Genomic DNA, 13,546 nt, shown 5'->3' with positions numbered 1-13,546 from the left:
GGGCCGGGCTGCGCAGCTGCCGGTGATCTTCCTGACCGCCCGCAATGATGAAGTGGACCGCGTGCTCGGCCTGGAACTGGGGGCCGACGACTACATGACCAAGCCGTTCTCGCCGCGCGAGCTGGTGGCGCGGGTGCGTGCTCGCCTGCGCCGTGCCGCACCGCTGGCGACAGCGGGCAGCGCCGAAGCGGGCTGGCAGGAGCACGGCGCATTTGCCATCGACCGCGACGGCCGCCGCATCCGCTTCAGGGGCCAGGCGCTGGACCTGACCCGCTACGAATACGCGCTGCTGGAGGCGTTGCTGCAACGCCCGGGCGCCATCCTCAGCCGTGCGCAGCTGATGGATCGCGGCTGGGACAGCAGCGCCGACAGCGCCGACCGTACCGTGGACACGCATGTAAAGACGTTGCGCGCCAAGCTGCGTGCGGCCGGTGCCAGTGATGATCCGATCCGCACCCACCGTGGCCTCGGCTACGCGCTGGAGGTCTAGCCGATGCGCCTGGTGCTGAAGCTGTTCCTGGGCTTCTTCCTGATCACCGGCATCGCCGCGTTCTTCGTGATGCGGGTGTTCGTCAATGAAGTGAAACCGGGTGTGCGCCAGGCGATGGAGTCGACCCTGGTCGATGCGGCCAACGTACTGGCCGAGATGGCCGCCGCCGACGTCAAGGACGGCACCATCCGCAGCGGCGGCTTCACCCGCAACCTGGCCAAGGCGCGGCAGCGCGACCTGAAGGCAATGGTCTGGCGCTTCCCGAAGCGCTCGCTGGATTACCGGGTGACCATCACCGACGCCCGGGGCATCGTCATCTACGACTCGCTGGGCCGCGACCTGGGCCGCGACAACTCGCGCTGGAACGATGTCTACCGCACCCTGCGCGGCGAGTACGGCGCCCGTTCCAGCCCGGAAGTACCGGGCGAGGAAGGCGATACCGTAATGCACGTGGCGGCGCCGGTATATGACCCGGCCGACGGACGCACGCTGATCGGTGTGCTCAGCCTGGCCCAGCCCAACCGCAGCATCGATCCGTTCATCGCCGCCAGCCAGCGCGCCATCATCGAGCGCGGGGCATGGCTGATCGGGCTGTCGGCGCTGGTCGGCGTACTGGTGACGATGTGGCTGACCACCGGCCTGGGCCAGCTCAGCCGCTATGCCCGCGCGGTCACCGCCGGCGAACCGGTACCGCCGCCGCGCCGACGCCGCGACGAGATCGGCGATCTCGGCCAGGCGCTGGAAACCATGCGCCGCAAGCTGGAAGGCAAGGCCTACGTCGAACAGTACGTGCAGTCACTGACGCACGAGATGAAGAGCCCGCTGGCGGCGATCCGCGGTGCCGCCGAGCTGCTGCAGGAGCCGCTACCCGAGGCCGACCGCGTGCATTTCGCGCGCAGCATCGTCGACCAGCAGGAACGGCTGACCGAGACCATCGACAAGCTGCTGGCGCTGGCCGAAGTGGAGCAGCATGGCTGGCTGCAGACCCGCGACCCGATCGCGTTGCCGGTGCTGCTGGCCGAGGCGGCGGCTGCGGCGCAGGTGCGCGCGCAGGCGGCGGGCGTACAGGTGCGCATCGGCAGCGCGCCCGACCTGTCCGTGCAGGGCGATGCCTACCTGCTGCGGCAGGCGCTGCACAACCTGATCGACAATGCCATCGCATTCTCAACAGCCGGTGCGGAGATCGCGTTGCAGGCCGAGGTGGACGGGCAGGGCGTGCGCCTGCAGGTGGCCGACCGGGGGGCGGGCATTCCGGACTATGCGCGCGATCGGGTATTCGAGCGCTTCTATTCGCTGGCGCGCCCCGCTAGTGGACGGCGCAGTTCCGGCCTGGGCCTGCCATTCGTGCAGGAGGTCGCGCGCCTGCATGACGGCCGTGCCAGCGTCGAGGCCCGTGACGGCGGCGGCACCGTGGCCAGCCTGTGGTTGCCGTTGAGCGTGCCGGGCCAGCGCCCGCGCCGCTGACTTCACACTCGCTTCAAATTCGCCACAAACCCTGCTCACCGCAGCGGTCCATCCTGCAGCCCTCTCCAACGAGGATGGACCATGAAATCCCTGAAAATGCTGCTGCGGTTCGCCATTGTCGGCGGGCTGATCCTGCTGCTGCTGGTTCCACTGATGATGATCCGAGGGGTCATTACCGAGCGCAGCGCATACCGCGACGAGGCGTTCTCGCGGGTTGCCGACAGCCGCGCCGGGGTCCAGCGCCTGGTCGGGCCGGTGCGGGTGGTGCCGTGGGTCGAGCGCCAGCAGGTCGAGGTGGTCGACGCCAAGGGCAACAAGAAGACCGAGGTGCAGGTCAGCGAAGGCCACTGGCTGCAGATGCCGGCCACGCTGGACGTGGGCGGTGAGATGCTGCCGAGCCAGCGCGAGGTCGGCCTGTTCAAGGTGCCGGTGTACAGCTGGAACGGCCAGCTGAAGGCAACGTTCGCCGTCGACGACTACCCGGTGAAGGCAGGCCGCAGCTACGGACAGCCGTATGTGGCGCTGGGCGTCTCCGACGTGCGCGGGCTGGTCGGTACGCCCAACCTGCGCGTGGACGGAAAGCAGCTGCGGCTGCTGCCAGGCGTCGAAGCGGCCAGCGAAGTCGGTCGCGGCCTGCATGCTCCCGTGGCCGGGTTCGCCAGCGACCAGGGCGGCAGCCTGGCCGCCAGTACCGTCGAACTGGAACTGCGCCTGGACGGCAGCCGCATGTTGTCGGTGGTGCCGGTGGGCGATGACACCCGCATCGCGCTGCGTTCGAGCTGGCCGCATCCGTCGTTCAGTGGTGCATTCCTTCCCAACGAGCGACGCGTCAATGCGCAGGGCTTCGATGCACGCTGGGCGGTGTCTTCGCTGGCGTCCGACGCGCAGCGCCAGCTGCGCAGCGACGGCGCGATCGATTCGCAGGCGGTGACCGTGTCGCTGGTCGATCCGGTCGATACCTATACCCAGGCCGACCGCGCTTCCAAGTACGGCGTGCTGTTCGTGCTGCTCACCTTCGTCGGCTTCATCCTGTTCGAACTGATCAAGTCGCTGCGCATCCATCCGCTGCAGTACCTGATGGTGGGCCTGGCGCTGGCGATCTTCTTCCTGCTGCTGATCAGCCTGTCCGAGCACATCGCGTTCTGGAAGGCCTACCTGGTCTCGGCCGTGGCCTGCATCGGGCTGCAGGCGGTGTACCTGGCCAACGTGCTGGGCCACTGGAAGCGCGGCCTCGGCTTTGCTGCACTACTGACCGTGCTGTACGGCGCACTGTATGGGCTGCTGGTGTCGGAGAACAACGCGCTGCTGATGGGGTCGCTGCTGCTGTTCGTGATCCTGGCGCTGGCGATGTGGGTGACCCGCCGGGTCGACTGGTATGCGCTTGGCGCGGAACTGAAGTAAGGAGGACGCCATGGGCTGGCGCCACGGATTGCGGCAACGGGCACGGCAGGGCATTCCGGCCCTGCTGGAAGTGGATGCACTGCTGCAGGCACATGGTGTGCTGGCGGCCCTGCCGGGGGCACGGATCGCCCCCGGCCTGGTCCGCTTCCAGCTGGCCGCGGTCACCTGCGAGGGATTGCAGGGCCAGGGATTGGACTGGTTGCAGGGTGCGCGGCAGGGACGCGGCGCGCTGGCGGGCAGGGTGCCACGCTACCGGCCATGGAAGGCCGGAGCGGAGGCGCTGGCCGAGATCGGCATCGGCGGCCTGCCGGAGGACTGGCCGGCACATGCGGCGGTGTACGGCTGCAGCAGCATCGACCGGCGGCACTGGTTGCTGCTGCTGCCGGCGCGGGCGCAGCTGTGGCTGGGCTGGAGTGGGTGAGGTGGCTTGGCAGGTGCGAACCAACCACTCTCCTGTGGGTGCGAACCTTGGTTCGCACGCTCCCGCCCATGACCGATGGGACGGTATCACCGCGCCCCTGCTGGCTAGACTCGACGGGTTGATGATCGAGCCGAAGGGCAGGGGTGCGGCGTGTTGAAGTGGAGCGGGCTGAAGTGGGGTGTGCTGGCGGTAGCGCTGGCGATGGGGGGCAATGCAGGGGCGCAGCAGCGCGAGACGGTGGACCTGGACATGGTCAGCCGCATCCGCCAGGAGGCCTTCCATCGTTCGCAGGTGATGGACACCTTCAGCTACCTCACCGAGCGCATCGGCCCGCGCCTGACCAATTCCCCGGCGATGGGCCGCGCCAACGCCTGGACCCGTGGCAAGTTCAACGAATGGAAGCTGGACAACGTCCACGACGAAGCCTTCGATGATTTCGGCCGTGGCTGGGAGTTCACCTCGGCCAGCGTGGAAATGCTGGGCGACCGCATCCAACCGCTGCATGCGCTGCCCAAGGCCTGGACGCCGGGTACGAACGGCCCGGTGGAAGGCGAACTGGTGCAGGTCGAGATCAAGAAGCCCGAAGACATCGAGAAGTACCGCGGCAAGCTGCGCGGCAGGATCCTGTTGCTGGGCGAGGCGCGCGAGTACAAGCGCGGCACCGAGGCAGATTCGCATCGCCACGACGCCACCTCGCTGGAAGGCCTGCAGGAATTCACCCTGCCCAAGGACCAGGACGCCACCGCCGAGCGCGCCAAGCGGGTCAAGGAATACCAGGAGCGCCAGGCGCTGGCGAGCAAGGTCAATGCGTTCTTCGTCGAAGAGGGCGCGCTGGCCTCGATCAGCATCAGCAGCTGGGACAACGGCATCATCCGTGTTGCCGGAGGTGGTTCGCGCAAGGCCGGTGAATCGGTGGGCATCCCCGAGCTGGCGATGATCAGCGAACACTTCAACCCGCTGGTGCGCGCGCTGAAGGCCAAGCAGACCGTGCGCCTGCGCGTGGACGTGGCCGCGCGTTTCACTGACGAAGCCGACCAGCCCGGTTACAACACGCTGGCCGAGATCCGCGGCAGCAGCAAGCCCGATGAGGTGGTGATGATCGGCGCGCATATGGATTCGTGGCACAGCGGCACCGGCGCGGCCGACAACGCCGCCGGCGTGGCGGTGATGATGGAGGCCATGCGCATCCTCAAGGCCACCGGTGCCAAGCCGAAGCGGACCATCCGCGTGGCGCTGTGGAGTGGCGAGGAGCAGGGCCTGATCGGCTCGCAGGCCTATGTGGCCAAGCACTTCGGCCAGTTCCCGGAACCCACCGACCCGGCGCAGAAGGCATTGCCGGCCTCGCTGCGCGAGCCGACCGGTGCGCTGCGCAAGACGCGCGACTACAGCAAGTTCCAGGTGTACTTCAACATGGACAACGGCTCGGGCCGCTTCCGTGGCATCTACGCCCAGGAAAACCTGGCGGCGATGCCGATCTTCGAAGCCTGGCTGGCGCCGTTCCATGACGTGGGCGCCACCACCGTGGCCACCCGCAACACCGGCAGCACCGACCACATCAGCTTCGACCGCATCGGCCTGCCGGGCTTCCAGTTCATCCAGGACCGTCTGGACTACTTCAGCAACGTCCACCACAGCCACCTGGACACCTGGGACCACGCCGAGCCGGAAGATCTGAAGCAGGCCGCGGCCATCGTCGCCTCGTTCGCCTACAACGCCGCCATGCGCGAGCAGCCGTTCCCGCGCAAGGCTGAACCATAAAAGGGGACGGAGGGGATTAAGTCGTTTCTCCCCTCCGCTTCCCGTCCGTAGCCGCATCGGCTCGGCAATCGCGACTTAATCCCCTCCGTCCCCTTTTTCCGTCGGGGGCGGTGGGCTGGTAAAATCGGGGGATTCCCGTTCCCCGAGCGCCTCATGATCTGCCGCACCCGCTTCGCCCCCAGCCCCACCGGTTACCTGCACATCGGCGGTGCCCGCACCGCGCTGTACTGCTGGCTGGAGGCCCGCCACCGCGGCGGCGAGTTCGTGCTGCGCATCGAGGACACCGACCGTGAACGCAGCACCCAGGGCGCGATCGACGCCATCCTGGAGGCGATGGAGTGGCTGGGCCTGGATTACGACGAGGGCCCGATCTACCAGACCGAGCGCGTCGCCCGTTACCAGGAAGTGGCCGAGCAGCTGATCGCCAGCGGCAAGGCGTACTACGCCTACGAAACCCGCGAAGAGCTGGACGCGATGCGCGAAGCCGCCATGGCCCGGCAGGAAAAGCCGCGCTACAACGGCGCCGCGCGCGAGCTGGGCCTGCCGTACAAGGACGACCCGAACCGCGTCATCCGCTTCAAGAACCCGCTGGAAGGCACGGTGGTGTTCGACGACCTGATCAAGGGCCGCATCGAGATCGCCAACAGCGAGCTGGATGACATGGTCATCTTCCGCCCGGACGGCTACCCCACCTACAACTTCGCAGTGGTGGTGGACGACTGGGACATGGGCATCACCGAGGTCATCCGCGGCGACGACCACATCAACAACACCCCGCGCCAGATCAACCTGTACGAAGGCATCGGTGCGCCGGTGCCGAAGTTCGGCCACATGCCGATGATCCTGGACGAGCAGGGCGCCAAGCTGTCCAAGCGCACCGGCGCGGCCGACGTGATGCAGTACAAGGACGCCGGCTACCTGCCCGACGCGCTGCTGAGCTACCTGGCCCGCCTGGGCTGGTCGCACGGTGACCAGGAGCTGTTCAGCCGCCAGGAACTGATCGAGCTGTTCGACGTGAAGGACTGCAATTCCAAGGCCTCGCGCCTGGACATGGCCAAGCTGGGTTGGGTCAACCAGCACTTCCTGAAGACCGAGGATGTGGCTGCCATCGTGCCGCACCTGGTCTACCAGCTGCAGAAGCTGGGCCTGGACGTGGCCGCCGGCCCCGCCCCGGAGGACGTGGTGATCGCGCTGCGTGAACGCGTGCAGACCCTGAAGGAAATGGCCGAGAAGGCCGTGGTCTGGTACCAGCCGCTGGCCGAGTACGACGAAGCGGCGGTGGCCAAGCACTTCAAGGCCGGTGCCGAGGTGGCGCTGGGCAAGGCCCGCGAGCTGCTGGCGGCGCTGCCGGAGTGGACCGCCGAGTCGGTGGGCGTGGCCCTGCACGACGTGGCCGCCGCGCTGGAAATCGGCATGGGCAAGGTCGCCCAGCCGCTGCGCGTGGCCATCACCGGCACCCAGGTCAGTCCTGACATTTCCCATACCGTGTACCTGGCCGGCCGCGAACAGGCCTTGAAACGCATTGATGTGGCCATCACCAAGGTAGCAACGGCCTGAGGCATCCTTGCCAGGCCCGAACCGGAGAACACGCATGCCCGCCAAGACCGCCACTGCCTGTACCGCCCCGCACCACCACGTCCACGACGCATCGGATTTCGTGGCGGTGGTCGAGCGTGTCTCGCGCGAACGCGGGCTGCGCCTGACCCCGATCCGCGCCAACGTACTGAAGCTGATCGCCGAGGCCGGCAAGCCGGTCAAGGCCTACGAGCTGCTGGAATGGGTGCGCAACGGCAAGGGCGTGGGCGCCGATGCCCCGCCCACCGTGTACCGTGCGCTGGACTTCCTGATGGCCAACGGCTTCGTGCACAAGCTGGAATCGGTGAATGCCTTCGTGGCCTGCCATCACCCCAGCAGCGCGGCGCACTCGGTGCCGTTCCTGATCTGCAACAGCTGCCACAGCGCGGTGGAACTGGAAGACCGCGAGATCGTCACCCAGCTGGAAAAGCGCGCCAAGGAGCTGGGCTTCCAGCCGCAGGCACAGACCCTGGAAGTGCACGGGCTCTGCGCGCGCTGCGCCGGGTAACGCAACGGTAGTGCCGGCCGCTGGCCGGCATGGGAGCGGGGTCGGATCCATTCGCCATTGGCAAAGGGATCTGACCCCGTTTCATATCGGCGCAACCGGGCCTGTACCCTAGTCCATCGGCTTGGTCGCGGTATCCACCCGCACGATCACCGACATGCCTGGACGCAGCTGTGCTGCCAGCTTCTGCTCCCCGTCGATCCTGATGCGCACCGGCAGCCGCTGCACCACCTTGGTGAAGTTGCCGCTGGCGTTGTCCGGGCGCAGCACGCTGAACTCGGACCCGGTGGCGGGCGCGATCTCCTCCACGCGGCCGCTCAGCACCTGGCCGTGGAAGGCGTCCACCGAGAACGAGGCGGGCTGGCCGATCGCCATCTGCCAGGTCTGGCCTTCCTTGTAGTTGGCGACCACCCACAGCGTGTCAGGCACCAGGAACAGCAGCTGCGAACCGGCGGCCACGTACTGGCCCACGCGCACGCTGGCCTCGCTGATCTGGCCGTCGCGCGGTGCGTGGATCACCGTATTGGCCAGGTCGATGCGGGCCAGTTCCAGTTGTGCCTGCGCGCTCTCCACCTGCGCTTCCAGGCTCTTGCGTGCCACCCGGGTCGATACCAGCGTTTCCTCGGCGATGCGGATCTGCGCCTGCGACTGCTGCACGCTGGCCTGCGCCGAGGCCTGGCTGGTGCGGAACTTGTCGCGGTCGTTGATCGACACCAGCTGCTGTGCGGCCAGTTCCTCGTAGCGGCGGGCCTCGTTGCGCGAGCGCTGCAGTTCGGCCTGGCCCGCCGACAGCGTGGCGTGTGCGGAGGCGATCTGCGCACGGTTCTGCGCCTGCGACTGGTCCGAATTGGCCAGTGCCGCGCGTGCGCTGTCCAGCGTCGCCTGTGCCTGGGCGACACGTTGCGCATAGATGCGGTCATCGATGCGCAACAGCGGTTCGCCCTTCTTTACATGCTGGAAGTCCTTGACCAGCACCTCGGTCACGTAGCCGTTCACCTGCGGCGCCATCACCGTGATCTGCCCGCGCACATAGGCGTTGTCGGTCACCATCACGCTGCTGGTGAAGGGCCACAGGTGCCAGGCACGCAGGATCAGTGCGATCCCCAGCAACGCCACCACCACCATCACCACCACGCTGCGCGCGCTGGGCTTGAGGTATTTCGGCGCGGCCGCCGGCGCCGCGGGCGTGGGCGCAGGCGCCGCATCGGTCGGTGGCGGCGGGGTGACGTTGTCGGCGTCGATGTCGTCTGGGCGGGGCGGGACAGGGGGCATGGCGATCAACTCAACGGGGCGCGACCGGCGTGGCCGCAGCAGGGGACGTGGGGTGGCGCTTGCGCCATTGCTTGAGCACGGCGGTACGCAGCGACAGCAGCAGCAACCAGCACAGGAAGCCGATGGCCAGCCAGCCGCTCAGGGTGAACACATCATTGAAGCCGCGCACATTGGCTTCGCGGCGTGTGATCTGCGCCAGCTGCGCGCTGCCCTGCGCGCTGCGCAGGACCGGATCGGTGATCTGTGCGCTGTACAGCTGCTGCTGCAGGCGCAGGCGCTGCGCGACCACCGGGTCGGCCGGATCGAGCTGGCTGGTCAACGCGCTGGAGTACAGCTGCTCGCGATGCAGCTGGAAGGTGCCGAGCACCGCCGAACCGGCCAGGCCGCCCAGGGTCTGGGTGATCGACAGCGTGACCAGGAAGGTGATCATGTGGTCCACGCCCTGCTTCAGTGCAGCGGAGATGCCGAGCATGATCAGCGGGCCCATGAACATGCCGGCGCCGACCGAGGCCAGGAACTGGCTGACGTAGAAGTCGTGCGGCCGGTCCAGGCTGGTGCGGTGCTGGTCGAAGAAGGCAGCGGTGCCCAGCAGCAGGATCGCCATCAGCAGCTGGGCGATCAGCCGCTTCGGACCGAACGTCAGCGACGCCGCCGCGATGCCGGTGATCACGCCGGCCAGGATCACGCCGAACAGCGGTCGCAGCTGGTCCGGGCCCATGCCCAGCGTGCGCATCAGGTTGACCACGCCGTAGGACTGCTCGGTGGTCAGGAAGCGGATCAGGAACGCGCCCACGATGAAGTGCAGCACCGGCAGGCTGGCCAGCCAGCGCGTCTGCAGCAGCGGGTTGCGGCGGTAGTGTTCGATGATGAAGGCGGTGGTGGACAGCGCAATGGAGGCGACCAGTGCCCACCCCAGCCACGGCGTATCCAGCCACCAGCGCGTATAGCCCTGTGCCAGCACGATCACCAGCAGCGCAACGGCAGGGGCGAGCAGGGCGAAGGTGAGGAAGTCCATCGGCTCGAAGGCCTTGATCTGGATGCCGGGCGGCAGCTTCAGCACCACCACCGCCGCGAACGCGCACAGGGCGAGGCCGGCTTCGAACGAATAGAGTTGGTGCCACTGGCCGGTATCCACGAGGCCCGGCGAGACGATCCAGGCAATCGGCACCGCCAGTTGCGAGAGACCGACACCCACCACCAGCAGGTTGCCGGTGAAGCGGCGCGGCAGCGCCTGCAGCATGTACAGCGTGCCCAGTGTTGAGCATGCAGCGCCGGCGAAGCCACTGGCGGCACGGGTCAGCAGGGTGGTCTCGAAACTGCCGACGAACAGATGCAGCACCGCCAGCGCTGCGTACAGGCCCAGGCCGATCTCGGCGAACAGGCGGATGCCGTACTGCTGGCGGAACTTGAAGGCCAGCAGGTTGGCGGTGACATTGACCATCGCGTAGGCCGCCACCAGCCAGCTGCCCTGGGTCGGCGTCAGCGCCAGCTGGCCCTGCAGGAACGGCAGGTTGGCAGTGACCAGCGCATTGCCGAGGCCGCCGGTGATCGCCACCAGCAGCGACACCAGTGCATAGGCCACGCGTCGATGGGGCGGATGCCAGGGCATCGACGCCGAACCGGGCATGGTCGGCTTCTCGTGCTCCTCCCAATCCGGAACCGGCTTCAGATACGGCTGGACCATCAGCGCGCCTCGCTGGGTGCTCCCTGCAGACCCCCGCGCAGCAGCTGCAGGGCACGCCCGGCCAGCTGGGCGCGCTCGTCGCGGGTCTTGCCGCGCAGGGCTGCGCCCAGCATGCCCGAGATCAGTGAAATATCCGTCTTCTCCAGATCGGCGCGGCACAGGCCGGCGGCCTTGGCACGGGCAATCGGCGCTTCCAGCAGGTCACGCACGGTCTCGCGCGCGGTGCGCATGGCCGGCACGTCCGAATCCACCGCACGCCAGTAATCGGCGAGGGCAGGCGAATCGATGATGCGCTGGGCCATGCCCTCGAACACCTCGAACAGGGCGTCGTCGCGGTCGCCGAGCTGCTCGACCTGGCGCCGGATGCGGTCGACCGTACGCTGCAGCAGCGCCTGGATCAGCGCGGTACGGTCGGGGAAGTTGCGGTACAGGGTGGCGCGGCCCACCTGGGCGCGTTCGACCACCAGGTCCAGTGGAGCGGTGACGCCATGTTGGCCGAACACATGATCGGCGGCGTCGAGGATGAGGGCACGGCGGGCAGCGGCATCGGCACGTTGGGCGGTCATGGGTTCATTTTCGGACATTAATGTCCGGTTGGCGAGACATTGAGTGACGGGATTGTCCGTTTGTTGTCGTACGCACATCTTTGTGACGCTTGCGTGATGGTGTTGGCGGAAATGAAAACGGGGGCCCGAAGGCCCCCGTGGGATCGTCTGGGGTCAGAGCCCTTTCCTTAGGAAAGGGATCCGACCCCGTCGTGCGCGATCAGAAGAACGCGCGGATGCCGAAAGCGACGCCACGACCCGGCAGCGGCGAGTAGTCGCGCAGCAGCGAGGTATGCGGGCGCACTTCGCGGTTGGTCAGGTTGCTGCCATCCAGGAACACCTCGTAGCTGTTGCTGGCGTTGCGGTCCCAACGGTAGGCCAGGTGCGCATCGACCAGGGTGTAGCCGCTGCTCGGTTCCTCGTTCTGCGCGACGTCCTTCTGGCGGCTGTAACGCACCGCGCCGACCGACGCGCGCCAGCCATCCTTCGACCAGCGCAGGTCGGCACCGACGCGGGCCGGAGCGATGCGCGGCAGGTAGCCGGTGTTGGCCAGTTCCACCGTGTAGTTGTGGTTGTGGTCGCCATGCGGAACGGCGATGTCGAGATTGCGGCTGCCGCTGCCATCCAGCTTGGCCTTCACGTAATCGCCGAACAGGCGCAGGTCCCAATCACCGGCACCGCCTTCGAACAGGTGCACCAGCGCTTCGGCCTCGGCGCCGCGGAACACCGCGTCCTGCTGGGTCCAGGCACGGACCGGCAGGCTCTCGGTAACCCCGGTGTCGGCCAGGTAGATGAAGTCCTTGAACCGGGTCTGGTAGACCGATGCGGAGAAGTCCAGGCGGTCACTGTGGGTGTGGATGCCAAGCTCGATGCGCTGGCCGCGCTCGGTCTTCAGGTTGGCATCACCGATTTCCAGCGAACGGGTGGCGATGTGTGCGCCAGCGGCGTACAGCTCTTCATTGGTCGGCGCACGCTCGGAACTGTCCACGCCAATGCGCAGGTCCACCGCGTCGTTGAGCTTCCAGATACCCGCAGCGGACAGGTTGGTGGCACCAAAGGTGCGGCGACGGTAGTCACCGGTCGGGTCCAGCTTGACCTGGTCGTGGCGGCCGCCCAGTTCCAGCTTGAACGGGCCGAACTGCTTTTCCTGCAGCACGAACAGGCCGATGTTCCTGGTGCCGGTATCCGGAACGAAGGCTTCTTCGCCCTTGGCGCCGAAATCACTGTTGCCGAACTGCAGACCGAAGGCACCGTCCCAGCCGCCGATCTGCTGCTGCACGGCTTCCAGCCGCGCTTCGATGCCGCGGTTGGTGAAGCGGGTCGACGGCGTACCAGCCTCCAGCTCCACGTGCTCGTAGTCGGTGTAGGCCACGCGTGCGTTGATGTTCTTCAGGAACGAGACCGGGTCGTAGATGCCGGCCTTGGTCTCGAAGCGGTTCTGCACCATGTCGATGCGCACGTCATGCTCGTCGCCGCCTTCCTCTTCATCGCCGTGGTCGTGGCCGTGGTCATGACCATGATCATCACCGTCGGCATGCACGTGCGCGCCATTGGGAATGCCGTAGTTGGTGCGGTAGGTGCTGGCCGATACGCCGAAGTAACCACCGTCGCCCAGCCACGTTGCGCCGACGCCACCGGCGCGGGTGCGGATCGAGCTGTTGTCCAGGCGGCCACGGCGCGGTTCTTCGCCCTCGGCCGCATCGTGGTCATGATCGTGGTCGTGGTGATCTTCCAGGCTGTCGATCACCGCGTAACCCGGGATGCGGTAGTCGTCGCCGTTGCGCACCAGGCCATCCACATGCAGCACGACGTTGCCGCTGACACCATCGAGGCGGAACATGCCGCTGCGTTCGTTGTTCACCGAATTGCCGCGCAGTTCGGCACGGCCGCTGAGCGGGCGCTCCGGCAGTTCGCGCGCGATGCGGCCATCGACCACGTTGACGGCACCACCGATGGCGCCGCTGCCGAACAGCAGCGTGGCCGGCCCCTTCAGCACTTCGATCTGGTCGGCCAGGAACGGCTCGATGCTGGTGGCATGGTCGGCGCTGACCGTGGAGGCATCCATGTTGCCCATGCCATTGGACAGCACCGCCACGCGCGGGCCTTCCTGGCCGCGGATGATCGGGCGGCCGACGCCCGGGCCGAAGAACGTGCTCTGCACGCCGGGCAGCTTGGCTACGGTGTCGCCGAGGGTGCCGGCCTTCTGCTCGTCCAGGCGTTCCCCGGCGAGAACCTCGACCGGGCGCGCCAGCGATTCGGCATCGCCCTGCAGCGGCGATGCGGTGACCTGGACCGACGACAGCTCGGTCAGGTGGCGGTCACGATGGGCGCTGTCCTGGCCGGCAGCAAAGGCGACGGACGGCAGCAGGGCGGCGAGGGCCAGGGCCAGGGAATGCGGCTTGAGCCGAGGGGTGTGGGCGGGCATGGGCAG

General features: G+C 67.5%; 11 protein-coding genes. 7 read left to right on the top strand and 4 right to left on the bottom strand.

Going from position 1 to position 13,546, the window contains the following annotated elements:
• The 7 genes from QRO93_RS19470 to QRO93_RS19440 all read left to right on the top strand — a co-directional run.
• On the top strand, positions 1 to 490 hold a 490-nt coding region (locus QRO93_RS19470), incomplete at its 5' end, for a winged helix-turn-helix domain-containing protein (protein WP_285304328.1).
• Positions 491 to 493: 3 nt separating this feature from the next.
• On the top strand, positions 494 to 1,954 hold the full coding sequence (gene creC / locus QRO93_RS19465) for a two-component system sensor histidine kinase CreC (protein WP_180878236.1): 1,461 nt from the start codon (positions 494 to 496) through the stop codon (positions 1,952 to 1,954).
• Positions 1,955 to 2,035: 81 nt separating this feature from the next.
• Positions 2,036 to 3,355: a cell envelope integrity protein CreD gene (gene creD, locus QRO93_RS19460; protein WP_164086907.1), complete on the top strand. Its 1,320-nt coding sequence runs from the start codon at positions 2,036 to 2,038 to the stop codon at positions 3,353 to 3,355.
• Positions 3,356 to 3,365: 10 nt separating this feature from the next.
• Positions 3,366 to 3,776: a hypothetical protein gene (locus QRO93_RS19455; protein WP_053449176.1), complete on the top strand. Its 411-nt coding sequence runs from the start codon at positions 3,366 to 3,368 to the stop codon at positions 3,774 to 3,776.
• Positions 3,777 to 3,977: 201 nt separating this feature from the next.
• Complete coding sequence (locus QRO93_RS19450; protein WP_053451268.1) at positions 3,978 to 5,534, top strand: M20/M25/M40 family metallo-hydrolase; 1,557 nt, start codon at positions 3,978 to 3,980, stop codon at positions 5,532 to 5,534.
• Positions 5,535 to 5,687: 153 nt separating this feature from the next.
• Entirely contained in the window at positions 5,688 to 7,091 is a 1,404-nt protein-coding gene (gltX, locus tag QRO93_RS19445; RefSeq protein ID WP_180878237.1) for a glutamate--tRNA ligase, read from the top strand.
• 34 nt (positions 7,092 to 7,125) lie between these two features.
• Complete coding sequence (locus QRO93_RS19440; RefSeq protein WP_004150412.1) at positions 7,126 to 7,617, top strand: Fur family transcriptional regulator; 492 nt, start codon at positions 7,126 to 7,128, stop codon at positions 7,615 to 7,617.
• A gap of 108 nt (positions 7,618 to 7,725) precedes the next feature.
• Here QRO93_RS19440 and QRO93_RS19435 read toward each other — a convergent pair whose 3' ends face one another.
• The 4 genes from QRO93_RS19435 to QRO93_RS19420 form a co-directional block, all read right to left on the bottom strand.
• Positions 7,726 to 8,886, bottom strand: coding sequence for an HlyD family secretion protein (locus QRO93_RS19435; protein WP_180878238.1), 1,161 nt, complete (start codon positions 8,884 to 8,886; stop codon positions 7,726 to 7,728).
• A gap of 10 nt (positions 8,887 to 8,896) precedes the next feature.
• Complete coding sequence (locus QRO93_RS19430) at positions 8,897 to 10,570, bottom strand: MFS transporter (RefSeq protein WP_180878239.1); 1,674 nt, start codon at positions 10,568 to 10,570, stop codon at positions 8,897 to 8,899.
• Positions 10,570 to 11,136, bottom strand: coding sequence for a TetR/AcrR family transcriptional regulator (locus tag QRO93_RS19425; protein ID WP_053508296.1), 567 nt, complete (start codon positions 11,134 to 11,136; stop codon positions 10,570 to 10,572). The genes QRO93_RS19430 and QRO93_RS19425 overlap by 1 nt, the downstream gene beginning before the upstream one ends.
• A 199-nt stretch (positions 11,137 to 11,335) precedes the next feature.
• A complete protein-coding gene (locus QRO93_RS19420; protein WP_180878240.1) occupies positions 11,336 to 13,540 on the bottom strand; it encodes a TonB-dependent receptor in 2,205 nt (734 codons plus the stop codon).
• Positions 13,541 to 13,546: the final 6 nt, after the last annotated feature.

It is taken from the genome of Stenotrophomonas maltophilia group sp. Smal17 (assembly GCF_030237045.1).
GTDB lineage: Bacteria > Pseudomonadota > Gammaproteobacteria > Xanthomonadales > Xanthomonadaceae > Stenotrophomonas > Stenotrophomonas forensis.
The sequence above is the reverse complement of the archived record's forward strand: the minus strand, read 5'-3'. Positions and strand labels throughout refer to the sequence as shown.